Origin of the sequence: Geomonas subterranea (genome assembly GCF_019063845.1) — a bacterium.
GTDB lineage: Bacteria > Desulfobacterota > Desulfuromonadia > Geobacterales > Geobacteraceae > Geomonas > Geomonas subterranea.
The window spans coordinates 1,262,022-1,279,028 of the sequence record NZ_CP077683.1 but is presented as its reverse complement, the minus strand read 5'-3'; the positions used below and the strand labels follow the sequence as shown (position 1 = coordinate 1,279,028).

Sequence of the window (17,007 nt, the reverse complement as noted above, 5' to 3'; positions counted from 1 at the left end):
CAAACTATTCCTGTGCGACGAGTATCATCTGTCTGTGAATTGGCGGTTTGTTCCAATGCCAGTCATTTTTCGTCAGAAAGCTTTGTCACTCTTGTATTATGCAAGGCATGTACTATCTTTTAAGTACAGATAGACATTGTTTCTTGCTTTGATTGGAGTCCGTCGTGGAAAAGGTGCCATTTCGCTCAATACCCGACCTGCTAAGGCACCAGGCAAACCGGCTGGACGCGAGGCTGGCGGTGAAGTACAGGAAGCAGGGAAACTGGGTCACCCTGAGCTACTCCCAGTTCTTCACTCGCGCCCTCATGGTTGCGCGCGGCCTGCGCAAGCTCGGCATCAAGCCCGGCGACAAGGTCGCCATCCTCTCCGAGAATCGCGTCGGCTGGGTCATCGCCGACATGGGTATCCTCTGCGCCGGCGCGGTCACCGTCCCGGTCTACGCCACCAACTCCCCCGAGCAGGTCGAATACACCCTGAACCACGGCGATGCGCGCATCGTCTTCATCTCCGGGAAGTCACAGTACCGCAAGCTGCTCAAGATCAAGGATGCCATTCCCATGGTGGAACTTGTGGTTTCCTTTGAGCGCTTCCTTGGTGAGCCATCCCTTCCTCTCACCACGTTCTACCAGCTCTCCGAGATAGACGACCCGATCTCCGACCAGGAGCGGGAAGAGCTGTACGCGGTCATCGACGCCATCGAGCCGGAGTCGCTGATGACCATCATCTACACCTCGGGGACCACCGGCGTTCCCAAGGGGGTGATGCTCTCGCACCGGAATATCCTCTTCGACGTGTTCGCCACCATCGAAAAGGCGGCGGTGCAGGAGGGCGAAGTATTCCTGAGCTTTCTGCCGCTAAGCCACGTCCTCGAGCGCTGCACCGGATACTACCTCCCCATCGCCCGGGGTGCGATGATCGCCTTCGCCGACAGCATCGAGAAGATAGCGGAGAACATGCTGGAGATCCAGCCTACCATCATGGTCTGCGTGCCCAGGCTCTTCGAGAAGATCCACTCGCGCATCTACGAGCACGTGCACCAGCTTTCCCTGTACAAGAGGAAGCTTTTCGGGACGGTGCTCTCCATCGGACGCAGGTACGTCCACGCGAGGTACATCGAGAAGAAAGTCCCGCTTTGGCTGGCGATTCAGCACGCCGTCGCCGATCGGGTGGTCTTCAGCAAGCTCAGGGAGCGTTTCGGGAACAACCTCAAATTCTGTTCCAGCGGCGGCGCTCCCCTCGATCGCGAGATCAACGAGTTCTTCTGGAGCATCGGGGTGCCCATCCTGGAGGGTTACGGACTCACCGAAACGAGCCCCGTCGTCTGCAACAACACCTTCGGGCAACTGCGCTTCGGCAGCGTGGGAACCCCGCTTGGCCAGACGGATTTCCGCGTGGCCGAGGACGGGGAACTCCTGGTGCGCGGCCCCCAGGTCATGCTCGGCTACTACAAGGACGAGGCAGGGACCCGGGAGGCCTTCAGCGACGGCTGGCTGAGGACCGGCGACATCGGGCGCATCGAGGAGGGGTTCGTGGTGATCACGGATCGCAAAAAAGACCTGATCGTCACCGCCGGCGGCAAGAACATCGCGCCACAGCCCATCGAGAACCTGCTGAAAAGGGACAAGTACATCTCCCAGGCCTACGTCTACGGGGATAAGAGGCCCTACCTGACCGCGCTCCTCGTGCCGACCCTGGAGAAACTGCTGGAATTCGCCCAGGAGAGGCGGATCGCCTATACGGACCTCGAGGAGCTGGTGGTGCACGATCCGGTCCTCGAACTGTACCGGCAGCGGGTCGAGGCGGTCAACGCCGAGCTGGCCCATTACGAGACCATCAAGAACTTCGTGCTGCTGCCGCGCGACTTTACCCTGGAATCGGGGGAGCTCACCCCGACCCTCAAGGTCAAAAGGCGGGTGATTTCTGAACGTTATAAGGATAAGATAGAGCGGATGTATACCGTCGCGGAGAACTGACGCCGCGTCCGGAGACGGAGGAAATGATGAAACAGATGAACAAGGTTGCCGTGTTGGGTGCCGGTGTCATGGGCGCGGCCATCGCCGCGCATCTCGCCAATGCGGGCATAGAGGTCCTGCTTTTCGACCTGGTGCCGGAACAAGCCAAGGGATCGCAGGACAAAGCGCTGCGCAACCTGATCGCCGACCAGGCGCTCGCGGCCCTGGTTAAAAGCAGGCCCGCCCCCCTCTACGCTCCGGAGTACGCCGACTGGATCGAGACCGGCAACTTCGATGACGACAGCCACCGGCTCGGGGAGTGCGACTGGGTCATCGAGGTGGTGCTGGAAAACCTCGAGGTGAAGAAGCGGCTCTTCCTGGAGCACGTGGTCCCGAACCTCAATGAGAGCGCTATCCTCTCCAGCAACACCAGCGGGCTTTCCGTGAATGAGCTGGCGCAGGCGCTCCCGGCGGACGTCAGGCGCCGCTTCATGGTGACCCACTTCTTCAACCCGCCGCGCTACATGCGCCTGATGGAGATGGTCCCCTGCCGGGAAACCGATCCCAACCTGCTGCGCAGCATGGCCTCCTTCCTGGACAAGCGGCTGGGCAAGGGGGTGGTGTTCGCCAAGGACACCCCCAACTTCATCGCCAACCGCATCGGCACCTACGCCGGCGCCGCCACCTGGCGGCACATGGTTGAGATGGGACTCACCGTGGAGGAGGCCGACGTAATCACCGGCCAGGCCCTGGCCCGCCCCAAAACCGCCACCTTTGCCCTCTGGGACCTGGTGGGGATCGACACGGTGGTGCGGGTCATGGACAACAGCTACCAGCTTTTGACCGGCGACGACGAGCGGGAACTGTTCCGGGTCCCGGAAAGCACGCGCCGCATGGTCGCAGAAGGGCTGACCGGCAAGAAAGGGAAGGGGGGCTTCTTCAAGCGGGAGAGCGTGGACGGCGCCAGCGTCAAACTCTGCTACGACCCGGAAACGGGCGCCTACCGCGACTGCGTCTCCCCGAAATTCGCCTCGGTAGGGGCCGCAAAACAGGTCGACGACCCGGGCACCCGGGTGAAGACGCTGCTTCAGGGAAGCGACAAGGCCGCCGACTTCGCCTGGAGGACGCTGCGCGACACCCTGATCTACACCGCGAAACGGATCCCGGAGATCGCGGATGACGTGGTCAACGTGGACAACGCCATGAAGTGGGGGTACAACTGGGACCTCGGCCCCTTCGAACTCCTGGACGCCCTGGGCGTCGCCTCCTTCGTGGCCCGCGCCGACCGCGACGGCGTCCAGGTACCGCAGTTTCTGCGCGAGGTGGACAGCTTCTACCGTGTGGAGCAGGGGAAGCGCTACTTCTACAGCGTCATCGACAAGAAGTACCGCGAGGTGTCGCTTACCCGCGGCCAGGTCTCGCTCACCCTTTTGAAGAGTGCCGGCGGCGTCGTCGAAAAGAATGCGGCAGCCTCGCTCATCGACATCGGCGACGGCATCTTCTGCCTCGAATTCCACTCCAAGATGAACACCATCGGCGCTGACACCCTGAGCATGATCCAGAAAGGGCTACGCCGCAGCGAGTCCGACGGCATCGGCATGGTGATCGCCAACGAGGGAAGCCTCTTCTCGGCCGGGGCGAACCTGATGCTGATCGCCATGGCCTGCGCCGAAGGAGCCTGGGACGATCTGAACCTCACCGTGAAATCGTTCCAGCGCGCCATGATGGCGATCAAGTATTCCCGCATCCCGGTGGTCGCCGCTCCCCACAGTCTGGTCATGGGGGGAGGGTGCGAGACCTGCCTCCATGCCGACGCCATCAACGCCCACGCCGAAACCTACATGGGGCTCGTCGAGATCGGAGTCGGGCTCATCCCCGCCGGCGGCGGCACCAAGGAAATGGCACTCAGGGCGGTCCGGCTCGCCGAGGCCAACGGCGCCGACGTCACCCCGTTTCTCATCAAGAACTACCAGAACATCGCCATGGCCAGGGTGAGCGGCTCCGCCACCGAATTGAAGGCCATGGGGCTCATGCGCCCCGGCGACGGCATCACCCTCGCCCTGGACCGCCGCATCCATGACGCCAAGCTGAAGGCGATCTCCCTTGCGGCTAACTACCGCCCGGGCAGACCAGAGACGGCAGTAAAAGCACCGGGGCGTAGCATCGCCGCCAGCATAAAGAGCCAGCTCTGGAACCTGGAACAGGGAGGCTTCATATCCGGTTACGATCACTACCTCGCCTCGGGCATAGCCGACGTCATCACCGGCGGCGACCTCCCGGGCGGGACCATGATCACAGAGGAGTTTCTGCTCGATCTCGAGCGTGAGACCTTCCTCAAATTCTGCGGTCAAAAAAAGACCCAGGAGCGCATCCAGCACATGTTGAAAAAGGGTAGACCGCTCAGGAACTAGCTCCCTACTCAGGGGGGGGTGTGACCTCAGCTCCCTGAGGTGGGGGAAGTGACCTCAGCTTCCTCCTCAGGGGTAGAGCCTGGGGAGGGCCGGGGGGGGGGAAGGGAACTTGCCGGAGCAACCGAAGTCATCAAAGGAGCACCACCATGCGAGCAGCATATATCGTAGAAGCCGTGCGCACGCCGGCCACCAAGGCCTACAAGGGGAAGCTGAAGGATGTCCGCCCCGACGACCTTGCCGCCGCCGCCATCAGGGGGCTGGTCGAACGGACCGCAGTCGACCCTGCGCTCATCGAGGACGTCATCATCGGCTGCGCCTTTCCGGAAGGGGAGCAGGGGATGAACGTGGCGCGCATCGCCGCCTTCAAGGCGGGCATCCCCTACCAGGTCCCCTGCCAGACAGTGAACCGTTTCTGCTCTTCCGGGTTGCAGACCATCGCCTCGGCGGCGGACCGCATCATGGCCGGTTTCGCCGACTGCATCATCGCCGGGGGGACCGAGAGCATGTCCATGATCCCCATGGGCGGCAACAAGTACAGCGCCAACCCGGGCCTCATCGCCTCCTGGCCGGAGGCCTACGCGTCGATGGGGATCACGGCTGAGCGGCTGGTGGACAGGTACCGCATTTCCCGAGAGGACCAGGACTCCTTTGCCCTGGCCAGTCACCAGAAGGCGGCACGTGCCATAACCGAGGGGACCTTCGCCGAGGAGACCGTCGCGGTGCCGGCCCAGTTCTGCTCGCTGAACCGGGGGAAGCTGCAGTGCCGCGAGGAGAAGATCGATGCCGACGACGGGGTGAGGGGCGACACCACAATGGAGGCCCTGGCGAAGCTTAAGCCCGCGTTCAAGGCAGACGGCACCGTGACCGCAGGGAATTCGTCCCAGATGACCGACGGCGCGGCCGCGGCGCTCGTGGTCTCCGAGGATTTCCTGAAGCGGACCGGGATGAAACCGTTGGCCCGGTTCGTCTGCTTCGCAGTCAGGGGCGTCCCCCCGGAAATCATGGGGATCGGCCCCGTCGAAGCCGTTCCGGCGGCACTGAAGATGGCCGGGCTCACCCAGGACCGGCTCGACCTGATCGAACTCAACGAGGCATTCGCCGTTCAGGCGCTTGCCTGCATGGGTGAGCTTGGGCTCGACCCGGCGCGGGTCAACGTCCACGGCGGCGCTATCGCGCTCGGGCACCCGCTGGGATGCACCGGCACCAAGCTCACCGCGACGCTGCTGCACGAAATGCGGCGGCGCGGGTCGCGCTACGGCATGGTCACCATGTGCATCGGCGGCGGCATGGGTGCCGCAGGCGTCTTCGAGCTGAGCTGAGTCCGGCCGAGCTCCACTACTAACGAGAGGTGTGTCATGGCAGCAAGGATATTCAAGGGAGCGGAATTCCTCATAACTGAGACCGGTAAGGACGAGATCTTCGTCCCGGAGGATTTCACGGACGAACAGCGCCAGATCGGGGCCACCACCGAGCAGTTCGTGGCCAACGAGGTGATCCCGGCGCGGGAAGAGATCGAGCACCAGAACTTCGAAAAGGTAGTGCAGTTGCTCAGGCGCTGCGGCGAACTGGGACTCCTGATGATAGACGTGCCCGAGGAGTACGGCGGCCTCGAACTGGACAAGGCGACCAGCATGCTTGCGGCCGAGAAGATCTCCGGCTCGGGCTCCTTTTCCGTAGCCTACTCCGCCCACAGCGGCATCGGCACGCTCCCCCTGGTCTACTACGGCACCGAGGACCAGAAGTCGCGCTACCTCAATAAGCTGACCAGCGGCGAGTGGATCGCGGCTTACTGCCTCACCGAGCCCGATTCGGGGAGCGACGCCCTGGGCGCCAAGGCGAGCGCGATGCTTTCGGCGGACGGGAGCCACTACATCCTCAACGGCACCAAGCAGTTCACCACCAACGGCTCCATAGCCGACCTCTACACCGTCTTCGCCAAGGTGGACAAGGAGCATTTCACCGCCTTCCTGGTGGAGCGGACCATGGAAGGGGTGAGCGTGGGGCCTGAGGAGAAGAAGATGGGGATCAAGGGTTCCTCCACGACCCAGGTCATCCTGGACAACGTCAAGGTCCCCGCCGCGAACGTCCTCGGCGAAATCGGCAAGGGGCATAAGATCGCTTTCAACGTCCTCAACATCGGGCGCTTCAAGCTCGGGGCTGCGGTCACCGGTTCAGCCAAGTTCGCGCTAGCCGACGGGGTGAAATACGCGGTGCTGAGAAAGCAGTTCGGACGTCCCATCGCCTCCTTCGGCGCCATCCAGGAGAAGCTGGCCGACATGGCGGCCGACATCTTCGCCTCGGAAGCGCTGGTCTACCGCCTGGCCGGTCTCATCGACGACCGTCTCGCCACCATCCCCAAGGAGACCGCGAACTACTACGATGCCTACCAGAAAGGGATCGAGGAATACGCCATGGAGTGCGCCATCGCGAAGGTCTTCTGCTCGGAGATGCTCGCCTTCGTGGCGGACCAGGTGGTGCAGATCCACGGTGGCTATGGCTTCATCCAGGAGTACCCCGCCGAACGCTATTACCGCGACGAGCGCATCAACCGCATCTTCGAGGGGACCAACGAGATCAACCGGCTGCTCATCCCGGGCACCCTGCTTACCCGTGCACTGAAGGGGGAGATCCCGCTGCAGCGCGAGGCGATGAAGGCGCTCGACGCGCTCACCACGCCATCCTTCGACGAGCCCGACGACACCGTTCCCTTCGCCGCGGAGAAGGCCTTGCTCTCCGGCCTCAAGCAACTGTTCCTGGTGGTGGCGGGATCGGCGGCGCAGAAGTACCAGGCCCGCATCAAGGACGAGCAGGAGATACTCATGGCGCTCGCGGACGTAGTGATCAACCTGTTCGCCATGGAAAGCGCCGTGCTGCGCGCCGAGAAGATCCTGCCACGCCTGAGCGAAACGAAGCGCGAGGCGGTATCGGCCGCGGTCAGGAGCTTCTGCTTTACCGCCAACGAGAAGACCGCCAGCGCGGCGCGCAAGGCGGCCTTCTACTGCGAGGAAGGGGACACCCTCGCGGTCCTGCTAGGTGCCGTCCGGCGCTTCACGCGCTATAACGCGGTTGGACTGCTCCAGGACAAGCGCATCCTGGCACAGGCGGTGATCGAAGCTGAGAAGTACCCCTTTTAAGTCCTGAGAAAAGAGCGCCGAGTCGGGCCGGTTCCCCGCTGAGAGATCTGTGGAACCGGCCCGTTCCTTTGCCGGACCATTGCTGTGAATCACAGAGGGACGAATGAGCTCACGGCAAGCGGCGCTGTGAGTAGAAAAGTTCACTTTATAAGTGGTGTAACGGTACATCTTGTGGCAGAATTGCTCTTTAAGAGAGTTCTAAGCGGGGTTGTGACAGTAGCAGCGGGAGGTGCCAATGGAAGTGCCTATCAGCAATAAAGGACGCAAGGCAGGCACCCGCAACAGTTCCGGCAGCGGTGGTGGCAGCGATGGAGCGAAGCGCAACGGCTCACGGTCCGGGCAGCAGGAGGGTGGCGGCCAGCCGGAAGAACTCGGCGGCGACTGTGAAAGAAGGCTCGCCGATGCGCAGCGGGAACTGGGCCGGTTGAACGAGGAGTTGGCCAGGCAAAAGGCCAGCGCGGACAACCTGGGCAGGGAACTGGAAACCTTCAGCTACTCCGTTTCCCACGACCTGCGCGCACCGCTGCGGCACCTGATCGGTTTCAGCAACGCCCTGCTTGAGGATTACGGTGAAGGGCTGGAACCGACCGCCCACAGCTACCTGGACTGCATCGTACGTGCGGGGCGCAAGATGGAGGCACTCGTTGACGCGCTGCTCGCTTTGTCGCGCATCGGGCGCCAGGACATGACCCTGTTGAACCTCGATCTAAGCCAGATGGCCAACAGCTACGCCGCCTGCATCAGGGAAGCGGACCCGGGCAGAAAGGTGACCTTCAGCATCCCTGAGCGGCTCCCCGCGCACGGGGACGCGGTGCTGTTGCGGACCGCCCTGGAGCATCTTTTGGAGAACGCCTGGAAATTCACCGCCCGGAAGGAGTCCGCCACCATAGAGCTCGGGAGCAGAAAAGACGGGGATGAGGTGGTCTATTTCGTACGGGACAATGGCGCCGGATTCGACATGCGCTTCGCCGACCGCCTTTTCGGGCCGTTCCAGCGCATGCACCGCGAAGAGGAGTTCCCCGGCATGGGCATAGGACTTGCCATCGTGCAGAGGATCATCAACCGTCACTGCGGGAGGATCTGGGCGGAGGCGGAGGTGAACGAGGGCGCCACCTTCTACTTCACCCTTGGCAGCTGAGCGGGAGGGGGCGCTAGGCCGGGGCGGGACAATCCTGGGCGAGCGATCCGAAGTACAGCTTGAAATCGCTCAGCCTCAACATCATGGCCCCCCGGGTGATGTTTTCCGCCAGCAGGGAGTTGCCCGCGTTGGCGGCCGCCAGTAGCTCACGGTAGTAGTCACGCAGTTGCAGCCGGTGTTTGTCCTTGGAAAAAAGCGCCGACCTGAGTTTGGAATAGACGCCGGCAAAGCTGTTCAGCATCAGGGGGTAGATGCGGTTGCCCGACATCACCGCCATGGCCAGATGCAGTTCCCAATCGAACTTCACCAGTGCGGACGAGCAGTTGCGCAGCTTTTCCGCTTTGCGCAGCACCGCAGCCAACCCGGCCGCGTCGTTCTCGACCGCCCTGCGGGCGTAATCAGGAGCGAACTGAACCCTCAGCTCGAGCAGATGCGTGGCGAGGTCGTAGGGGAAAGGCTCGCTGTTGCGGGTGATCGAGGAGAGAATTTCCAGGTCCCCCTGCGACCAGAAGTCCTTCACGATGGTGCAATGCCGCTGCTGCACCGATATCCATCCCGCGTCCTGCAGCTTTTGCAGCGCCTCCCGCACCGTTGCCCTGCTGACCTCGAAACGAGCGGCCAGGTCCCGCTCGCTCAGCAGCGGCCTTCCCGGCTTGAACTCCCCACTCAACATCCCGTCAACCAATGCCTTCTCCACCATCTGGCAGGTTTTCCTCATAGGCCCCTCACTTCGTAGACGGCAGGCAGACCAGGCTTGCTCACCTTTGATCGTCCGCACCAGACGGATGTCCCGACGCAGACGTATACACATATAAAACATAGTTCTGCTAAAATAACAACGGGTTTTTTACCGGTGCCCGAGAATTATTCCGCATTACATAGCCTTACCTCCCGCGGAGTTAACGGTTCAAGCCTGTGACCGTTTACTTTAAAGTGCGGGCAACATGAGCGAGCGGTGGAGCGGTGCCGCAACAATGTTTAGACGCCGTTTTAAGTTTTACGAGGTTGAGACGGAGAGGTGCGCCCCCCGCACCCGCAGACCAGGCGGGGCAGGGGATCAGCGGGAGGAAAGGTCGGCCTTGCGCGGGTGGGAGAGGGTGAAGTAGAACGTGGCTCCCTCGTTTTCTTTGCCTTCGGCCCAGATACTGCCGCCGTGACGCTCTATGATGCGCCGCACCGTGGCGAGACCGATACCGGTTCCCTCGAACTCGGCACCGTGCAGGCGCTGGAAAGGTTGGAACAGCTTCTCGACGTAGGCCATGTCGAACCCCACCCCGTTGTCCCTGACGAAGAAGGCATGCCGTCCCGCCACCACGGTTTGACCGAACTCGATGCGCGGGAACGGATTGCGGGAGGTGTACTTGACGGAGTTTCCCATGAGGTTCTGCAGCACCAGCCTCACCAGGGCGCTGTCGCCGTAGGCGCTGATCCCGGGCTGAACCACGAACTCCGGGGCATTTTCCGATTCGTCACCGATCATCTCGACCACGTCGGCGGCCAACTGGCTGATGTTGAAGGTACTCCTTTTCATGATGGCGCGCCCGACCCGGGTGAGGGCGAGCAGGTCGTCGATCTGTTTCCCCATCCGGTTACTAGCCGTGCAGATCCGCTCGAGGTAGTAGCGGGCCTCCTCCGGCAGCGCGTTGCCGTACTCCTCGACGAGTATCGAGCTGTAGCTGTTGATGTGCCGCAGCGGCGCGCGCAGGTCATGCGACACCGAGTAGCTGAAGGATTCTATCTCTTTCTTCGCCGCCACGAGCTGCGAAGTCCTCTCGATGACCCGGCGGTCCAGCTCGTCGTTGAGGTTACGGATGGCCTCCTCGGCGGCCTTTCTCTCGGTGATGTCCTTGATGGTGCCGATCATGCGCGCCTGCTTGCCCGCTGCATCCCGGGTCAACTCGCAGCATTCCGTCACCCAGCGTTCCTCCCCGTCGTTGTGCCTGCGGATCTTGTATTCGTGCTCGAAGGGACGGTCGTTGTTGATGGCGGAGCGGTAACTGTCCATGAACTGGTCCCGGAAATCCTGGTGCACGATGTCGAAGTGCCCCTGGAGGGTCTTCGGGTAGGAGGCGTCGATCCCGAGGATTTCCTCGAGCTTGCTGGAACAGACCCAGTGGTCCTGGCTGATGTCGAGAACGTAGCTGCCGAGTTGGGCGATCCTCTGGGTCTCCCGCAGCAGCCGGTCGTTGTCCGCGAGCACCTGTTCGTGCTTCTTCTGCTCTGTCACGTCTTCCAGCGTCACCACGGTCCCGCTCACCGTGCTGGCCGGGTCAAGAAAGGGGGCGGTGCTGATGGAGAGCACCGCGCTGCTGTCATCGCCACGGGTGAACACGAAGCAGGATTGCAGCAGGCAACGCCCCTGCTGCAGGAACTCGCCCAGCGAGAGTTCCGCCCCGGTCGCGGGATCAGGCTCCGCAGAGAAGATGGCGTCGATCACCGGGGGGTCCCGGTGCGCCATCTCTTGCTTGGTCAGCCCAAGGATCCGCTCCGCGCGGGGATTCACGAAGGTGGTGTTACCGTCTGACTCGATGAACATGATTCCGACCGGGCTGGTCGCCGTGATCAGGTTCAGCAGGCCGTGCTCCATATGGAGCAAATGTTCCATCAGCTTTGCCTGGTTGATATCGAGCAGAGTACCGGCCAGCCGGCAGGCCTTGCCGCCGGCGTCCCGCCTGGCAGCCTTTCCGGTGCAGCGAAACCAGCGCCATTTCCCCTCATTGGTCTTGAGGCGGAATTCGATCTCGAATTTTTCGATCTCGCCGCCGATGCAGCTTTCCAGCACACGCCGGGCACGTTCGAGGTACTGCGGATGGATGATGTTGGTCCAATCCTCCAGCCGTACATGCACCTGTCCACCGCTGTAACCGAGCATGTGGTAGCAGTATGGGCTGAAGTAGCAGTCGTTGCCGGCAACGTCGAAGTCCCAGATCCCAAGTTCCGCGGCATCGAGCGCCACCCGGTGCCGGTCATCGCTGAGAGCGAGCTCCTGAAGGGCATGATGCTGCGCGGTGATATCGATGGTGCAGACCTGGTAGCCGATGAGCGCCTCGCTCGCACCGCGCAGCGGGGCGACGACGGCATGCAGCAGCGAGACGGCGCCATCAGCGGACCGGTAATGGAACTGCTGGTTCCACTGCAGGCCGGACTCCATGGCGCTCTGGAAGCTGGCGGCCATACCCTTACGCTCCTGAGGATTGACGTACCCCGACTGGCCCTGTCCCGGCTCGCAGGGATGGGTGCTCCCCGCAGACGCCAGCGGCTGACCATCGAGATCTGTCAGATACAGACCCAAGGGGGCCGACCGGAACATGTTACGCAGCACCTGCTCGTAGCCGGCAGCGAGCGCAACCGTCTGGACCGCCCCGTGGTCCCCCCCGATGTGGGGAAGGGGAGCGCCTTGGTTGTGATCGGTACGATGGTTTGGCTGTGACAATCGGTTCATGTGCTCCCCCCTGGGGCAACGATCAACTTAAAGCCTTCCAACCCCTTCCCGCTTGTTACGCCATCTGTCTCGGCGCATGGTCTCCACAGGCACAAGGAAAGTTTTTTCTAATATAACCACATTACCGCGAAGTAGCAACTACAAATTATAAAAAAATAATGTCACAGCAATAATGACAGACTCGCACCGTGACTTCGTGTGACCTAGGAGTTGACTGTCAGAGCCTGTTTGCAGTAGTAATGAGTGATACGTCAGACAAAGGAGGATTCCCATGGAAGCCAAAGCCACCTGCCACTGCGGGGCGAAACACACCGGACACATCTGCATGTTGAAAAGCACCGGCCGTCTGGAAGAGGTCGCCCATCTCACCAGCCATCCGACGGTGGTCTGTTTCACCTGCGGGACCGAGGCCAACTCCGGGGATAACGTCTGCAGCCCCATGCCCCTCTCGAAGTAACCGCCGGAGCGATCATGCCAGAATTACCCGAAGTCGAAGTCACACGGCTGGGGATCAAGGATCACCTCACCGGCGCCCGGATCGCGTCCATCGCGCTGCACATCCCTAAACTGCGGAACATGGTTCCGGAGGGGCTGTCCGAGATCCTCGCCGGGCAGACCATCCGCTCTCTGGAGCGCCGCGGCAAGTACCTGATCCTTGACTGCGGCTCCGGAGCGCTGCTGCTGCACCTGGGGATGACCGGTCACCTGCGCCTGGTGCCGGCCACCAGCGGGCGCGGCCCCCACGACCACTTCGAGCTGCTGGTCGATTCGGGACTCGCGCTCCGGTTGAACGATCCGCGCCGCTTCGGTTCGATCCACTTCACCACGTCCGACCCGCTGCAACACCCGTTGCTGCGCAAGATCGGACCGGAACCGCTCACCACGGCGTTCGATGCCCACTACCTTTACTACGCGAGCCGGCGCAGGACGGTGGCCCTGCAACGCTTCCTGATGGACAGCGCCGTTGTTGCCGGAATCGGTAACATCTACGCCGCCGAGAGCCTCTTTCGCTGCCGGCTCCACCCGGAGACAGCTGCTGGAGAACTGCCCCAGGCAGAGTGCGCCAAAGTGGTCGCCGCCATCAAGGAGACCCTCGCCGTCTCCATCGCCACCGGGCGCTCCAGCATGGATTTCCTGTGCGCCGGGGAGAAGCTCGCCTACTTCCCGCAGCAACTCTACGTCTACGGGAGGGAGGGGCTCCCCTGCCGGGAGTGCGGCGCCCCCATCATCAGGGGGAGGCTCGGCAACCGCTCCACCTTCTTCTGCGCCGTTTGCCAGCGCTGAGGCGCCGGCCGTCCGTCACGCAGGCTTCCCGGTGCAGTTTTCCGGCGCCGGCTTTCATTGCAGTTGCCGGCATGCCTGCTAAACTGCCGCAGGGAACACGCCCCGCTATCACGAAAGTTTCAGGAGGTTTTCCAGCATGAGCATCCTTTTCACACCTCTTACCCTGCGCGAGTTGGTCTTCAAAAACCGTGTCTTCGTGTCACCGATGTGCATGTACTCCAGCAGGGAGGGGCTTCCCACCGACTGGCACATGGTGCACCTGGGGAGCCGGGCCGTCGGCGGCGCGGGCCTCGTCATGGTCGAGGCCACTGCAGTGACGCCGCAGGGGAGAATTTCCCCCGACGACAGCGGCATCTGGAGCGCCGAGCACGCTGCCGCCTATCTCCCCATCACGCGCTTCATAAAGGAACAGGGCGCGGTCCCCGGCGTGCAGTTGGCCCATGCGGGGCGCAAGGCCTCCACCGATCTCCCCTGGAGGGGAGGACGCCCCGTCGACGTCAACCACCGCGGCTGGCAAACCATCGCCCCAAGCCCGGTCCCCTTTTCCAAAGAGGAGCCGGTGATCCCCCGTGAGGCGACCCAGCAGGACCTGGAAGCGCTGCTCGGGCAGTTCGCCCAGGCGGCGCGGCGCAGCATCGAGGCCGGCTTCGAGGTGGCCGAGATCCACATGGCGCACGGCTACCTGCTGCACCAGTTCCTGTCACCGCTCTCCAACCGGCGCGGCGACGAGTTCGGGGGCTCGCTCGAGAACCGCTGCCGGTTTCCGCTCCGGGTCGCTAAGGCGGTGCGGGACATCTGGCCCGAACACCTTCCGGTCTTTGTCAGGGTTTCGGCCTCGGACTGGATGGAGGGAGGGTGGGATCTGGAGCAGACCCTGCACCTTTGCAAGGCGCTAAAGGATATCGGCATCGACCTCATCGACTGCTCCACCGGCGGGATGGTACCCGAGGCCATGCCACCGTTCGGCCCCGGTTTCCAGACGCCGTTCGCGACCGCCATAAAAAAAGAAGTGGGCATACCTACTGGAGCTGTCGGTTTCATCACCGATCCGGCGCAGGCCGAGCAGATCGTCGCCACAGGCCTTGCCGACTCCGTGTTCCTGGCGCGGGCCCTGCTGCGGGACCCGTACTGGCCGCTGCACGCGGCGAAGGCCCTGGGCGTTGATCTACCCTGGCCGGCTCAATACGAGAGGGCGAAATAGGGCGGTGGAAAAAAGCGATTTTTCCGCGGGAAGCCGTGACGGGAGAACAGCGGCGGGTGGAAATGGGAAGGGAAGGGGAGAAGCGTTGGCGGGGGGCGGCAGGGTGATGGCACCTGCCGCCCCTGCTCTTAGTCGGCAGCTACCACGTGAATGGCGACGATCGCGGCGACCGCACCTACCCAGTACACCCAGCGGTATTCGCCGAAGTGCACGTCGCAGAACTCCTTGAAGGTCAGGCCGCTGTGGCTCTTTTTCGGGCGCTCCTCCGCGGCGGCCACCGTCCCCTGGACGTCGTTCGCCGCGACCACTGTCGTGGAGCGCTCTTCACGCGGCATCAGGTTCACGTTCTTGAGCGCTTCGGACTGCTGCGCGGGTTGCTGGTTCACCATGAGCGCCACGTCCTGTGCACCTGCGGCAGCCGGCGCGAAGGAGAGCAGGCAGGCAAGAATTGCGATTTTTTTCAACATGATGGGATCCTCCTCTTGGTAATGCGGCGGAGGCCGCTCAAACGGCGCTGTTGTCGCGCCAAATTAAACGCGGGAGACTTCATTGTAACAGCACCTCTTGCACTTTCACGGGTCCGTGTTTATTTTTCGGCAAGAGCTGCTCGCTTCATGGTATAACAGGGGGCGTAAATCACTGACAACTGCTTCGGGAACAAGGTTCCAGCACGCAGCCGAGCAAAAGGAGCATTGAATGGAAAGATATCAGACACAGTACCGGACCATAACCGTAGTCAACAGCGGCGTGATGAGAGGAGTCTATGGCTGGATGAGCGGCGGGCTGCTACTGACCGCTCTCGTTTCTGTCATAACCGCATCCACGCCGGCCCTGTTACAGGCCATCCTCGGCAACCGCATACTCTTCTACGCGCTCCTCTTTGGTGAGCTGGGGCTGGTGGTGGCCATAAGCGGGGCCATCAACCGGATCAGCACGGCGGCTGCGAGCCTGCTCTTTTTACTGTACGCGGCGCTCAACGGCCTGACGATGTCCACGATCTTCGTCGCCTACACACACTCCTCCATCGCCTCGACCTTCCTCGTCACCGCGGGGATGTTCGGCGCCATGAGCCTCTACGGCTACCTGACCAGGAGCGACCTCTCCTCCTGGGGGAGCTTCCTGTTCATGGGACTGGTCGGGGTGGTGATTGCCTCCCTGGTGAACATCTTCCTGCACAGCTCGATGCTCAACTGGGTACTGAGCCTGTGCGGCATCATCGTCTTCACCGGCCTTACCGCCTACGACACCCAGAGGATCAAGCAGATGGGGAACTCCGGCGGCAAGGGAGCCATCCTCGGCGCGCTCACCCTCTACCTCGACTTCATCAACATGTTCCTGCTGCTGCTTCGTTTCCTGGGCGACCGCAGGTAAAAAAAGAACCCCGGCGCAGCGCTGCGGCGGGGTTCTTCACGTCAGACAAGGGGAGGGGGGGCTAGCGCAGCCTGATCCCTTCCTTCGTTATCTCGATGACACCTTCCCGGTAGAGGTTTCCTATCACGGCCTTGAAGTTCTTCTTGCTCATCCGGAACATGTCCGCGATCAGCTCGGGGGGGGACTTGTCCCCCACGGGAAGAAAGCCTCCGCGCTCGGCGAGTACCCGCAACAGGGTCTCCCGGCCGCCGCTCAGGTCCTGCCTCCCCCCCTTTCTGAGTGTCACGTCTATCTTGCCGTCGGGGCGTATCTTCTTCACGTACCCCTTGGCGCTGTCACCGGTCCGGTACCTGCCGAAGAGCTCGGTCTTGAAGAGCAGGCCGTCATAGCGTCCGTCGATGATCACCTTGGCGCCCAGGTCGCCGAACTCGTAGAAGGTAAGCAGGACTTCCTGTCCCTCCTTGAGCCCCGCCGCTGACTTCTCGAGGAACTTCCCGATCTTTGCCGACGCGGCGATACGCTCGGAGCGGTCGAGGTAGACCCGCACCAGGTGCCTTTCCCCTTTCTGCATGGGACGCGGCTGCTCGCTGAACGGGACCAGCAGGTCCTTTTCCAGCCCCCAGTCCATGAAGGCCCCGACGGGGCTCACATCCTTGACCTCCATGAGCGCGAAATCCCCGACCTGCGCCTTGGGCTCCAGCGTGGTGGCGATGAGCCGGTCCTCCGAATCCAGGTAGACGAACACCTTGAGGTGCTCGCCGTGGTGCAGCCCTTCAGGGACGTACTTGGTCGGTAACAGGATGTCCCCAAGCTCCGAGACGAGGTAGGCGCCTATCGCGCTCAATTTCTTGACTTCCAAACGGTTGTACTTGCCGATTTCTAACATTCTCAGTCTGCTCCCATCGCGGCGTTCTAATGTTTTGCCGCCGCGAACCGAAATACTATATCAAATCCTCGCGCGCGCCTATTAATCTTTTCGACGCACCAGGCGACGTTCCGCACGTCCCACGGAAAAGCGGTTAACTAACAGGCACTTCCAACGACAGCCGGATTGCTTTTTAGCTGGACACTTCC

13 protein-coding genes are annotated in these 17,007 nt (G+C 62.3%); 9 read left to right on the top strand and 4 right to left on the bottom strand.

The features are described 5' to 3' along the window. Positions 1 to 164 precede the first annotated feature (164 nt). The 5 genes from KP001_RS05575 (at position 165) to KP001_RS05555 (ending at position 8,635) form a co-directional block, all read left to right on the top strand. Positions 165 to 1,973 carry an AMP-dependent synthetase/ligase gene (locus KP001_RS05575; RefSeq protein WP_217288566.1) on the top strand — a complete coding sequence of 603 codons (1,809 nt, stop codon included), beginning with the start codon at positions 165 to 167 and terminating at the stop codon, positions 1,971 to 1,973. Positions 1,974 to 1,999: 26 nt separating this feature from the next. Then, positions 2,000 to 4,363: a 3-hydroxyacyl-CoA dehydrogenase/enoyl-CoA hydratase family protein gene (locus tag KP001_RS05570; protein ID WP_217288565.1), complete on the top strand. Its 2,364-nt coding sequence runs from the start codon at positions 2,000 to 2,002 to the stop codon at positions 4,361 to 4,363. Positions 4,364 to 4,509: 146 nt separating this feature from the next. Beyond that, positions 4,510 to 5,682, top strand: a complete 1,173-nt coding sequence (locus KP001_RS05565; protein ID WP_217288564.1) for an acetyl-CoA C-acyltransferase — start codon at positions 4,510 to 4,512, stop codon at positions 5,680 to 5,682. A gap of 36 nt (positions 5,683 to 5,718) precedes the next feature. Continuing rightward, positions 5,719 to 7,497, top strand: a complete 1,779-nt coding sequence (locus tag KP001_RS05560; protein WP_217288563.1) for an acyl-CoA dehydrogenase FadE — start codon at positions 5,719 to 5,721, stop codon at positions 7,495 to 7,497. 235 nt (positions 7,498 to 7,732) lie between these two features. Further along, on the top strand, positions 7,733 to 8,635 hold the full coding sequence (locus KP001_RS05555; RefSeq protein WP_217288562.1) for a sensor histidine kinase: 903 nt from the start codon (positions 7,733 to 7,735) through the stop codon (positions 8,633 to 8,635). A 13-nt stretch (positions 8,636 to 8,648) separates the two neighbouring features. Here the strand turns inward: KP001_RS05555 and KP001_RS05550 are convergent, their stop codons facing one another. Together KP001_RS05550 and KP001_RS05545 are read right to left on the bottom strand one after the other, a co-directional pair. Beyond that, the gene (locus tag KP001_RS05550; protein ID WP_217288561.1) at positions 8,649 to 9,353 is read right to left on the bottom strand and encodes a GntR family transcriptional regulator; all 705 of its coding nucleotides are present in this window, start codon (positions 9,351 to 9,353) and stop codon (positions 8,649 to 8,651) included. 339 nt (positions 9,354 to 9,692) lie between these two features. Further along, on the bottom strand, positions 9,693 to 12,077 hold the full coding sequence (locus tag KP001_RS05545; RefSeq protein WP_217288560.1) for a PAS domain-containing sensor histidine kinase: 2,385 nt from the start codon (positions 12,075 to 12,077) through the stop codon (positions 9,693 to 9,695). 271 nt (positions 12,078 to 12,348) lie between these two features. On the opposite strand from KP001_RS05545, the gene KP001_RS05540 reads away from it, so the two are divergent. From KP001_RS05540 to KP001_RS05530, 3 genes are all read left to right on the top strand, one after another. Continuing rightward, positions 12,349 to 12,534, top strand: coding sequence for a hypothetical protein (locus KP001_RS05540; RefSeq protein WP_217288559.1), 186 nt, complete (start codon positions 12,349 to 12,351; stop codon positions 12,532 to 12,534). A gap of 14 nt (positions 12,535 to 12,548) precedes the next feature. Further along, positions 12,549 to 13,361: a bifunctional DNA-formamidopyrimidine glycosylase/DNA-(apurinic or apyrimidinic site) lyase gene (gene mutM, locus KP001_RS05535; RefSeq protein WP_217288558.1), complete on the top strand. Its 813-nt coding sequence runs from the start codon at positions 12,549 to 12,551 to the stop codon at positions 13,359 to 13,361. A 136-nt stretch (positions 13,362 to 13,497) separates the two neighbouring features. Beyond that, entirely contained in the window at positions 13,498 to 14,562 is a 1,065-nt protein-coding gene (locus KP001_RS05530; RefSeq protein WP_217288557.1) for an NADH:flavin oxidoreductase/NADH oxidase, read from the top strand. A 128-nt stretch (positions 14,563 to 14,690) separates the two neighbouring features. Here the strand turns inward: KP001_RS05530 and KP001_RS05525 are convergent, their stop codons facing one another. Beyond that, positions 14,691 to 15,029, bottom strand: a complete 339-nt coding sequence (locus KP001_RS05525) for a hypothetical protein (RefSeq protein WP_217288556.1) — start codon at positions 15,027 to 15,029, stop codon at positions 14,691 to 14,693. Between the two features lie 229 nt (positions 15,030 to 15,258). Between KP001_RS05525 and KP001_RS05520 the strand changes: the two genes are divergently transcribed. Further along, on the top strand, positions 15,259 to 15,933 hold the full coding sequence (locus tag KP001_RS05520) for a Bax inhibitor-1/YccA family protein (RefSeq protein ID WP_217288555.1): 675 nt from the start codon (positions 15,259 to 15,261) through the stop codon (positions 15,931 to 15,933). A gap of 61 nt (positions 15,934 to 15,994) precedes the next feature. Here the strand turns inward: KP001_RS05520 and KP001_RS05515 are convergent, their stop codons facing one another. After that, positions 15,995 to 16,819, bottom strand: a complete 825-nt coding sequence (locus tag KP001_RS05515) for a CvfB family protein (protein WP_217288554.1) — start codon at positions 16,817 to 16,819, stop codon at positions 15,995 to 15,997. Positions 16,820 to 17,007: the final 188 nt, after the last annotated feature.

Coding starts and splice junctions, on each gene's coding strand:
- KP001_RS05560 (WP_217288563.1), top strand. CDS start 5,719: ATGGCAGCAAGGATATTCAAGGGAGCGGAATTCCTCATAACTGAGACC.
- KP001_RS05520 (WP_217288555.1), top strand. CDS start 15,259: ATGGAAAGATATCAGACACAGTACCGGACCATAACCGTAGTCAACAGC.
- KP001_RS05540 (WP_217288559.1), top strand. CDS start 12,349: ATGGAAGCCAAAGCCACCTGCCACTGCGGGGCGAAACACACCGGACAC.
- KP001_RS05555 (WP_217288562.1), top strand. CDS start 7,733: ATGGAAGTGCCTATCAGCAATAAAGGACGCAAGGCAGGCACCCGCAAC.
- KP001_RS05545 (WP_217288560.1), bottom strand. CDS start 12,077: ATGAACCGATTGTCACAGCCAAACCATCGTACCGATCACAACCAAGGC.
- KP001_RS05550 (WP_217288561.1), bottom strand. CDS start 9,353: ATGAGGAAAACCTGCCAGATGGTGGAGAAGGCATTGGTTGACGGGATG.
- KP001_RS05530 (WP_217288557.1), top strand. CDS start 13,498: ATGAGCATCCTTTTCACACCTCTTACCCTGCGCGAGTTGGTCTTCAAA.
- KP001_RS05525 (WP_217288556.1), bottom strand. CDS start 15,029: ATGTTGAAAAAAATCGCAATTCTTGCCTGCCTGCTCTCCTTCGCGCCG.
- KP001_RS05565 (WP_217288564.1), top strand. CDS start 4,510: ATGCGAGCAGCATATATCGTAGAAGCCGTGCGCACGCCGGCCACCAAG.
- KP001_RS05570 (WP_217288565.1), top strand. CDS start 2,000: ATGAAACAGATGAACAAGGTTGCCGTGTTGGGTGCCGGTGTCATGGGC.
- KP001_RS05515 (WP_217288554.1), bottom strand. CDS start 16,819: ATGTTAGAAATCGGCAAGTACAACCGTTTGGAAGTCAAGAAATTGAGC.
- mutM (WP_217288558.1), top strand. CDS start 12,549: ATGCCAGAATTACCCGAAGTCGAAGTCACACGGCTGGGGATCAAGGAT.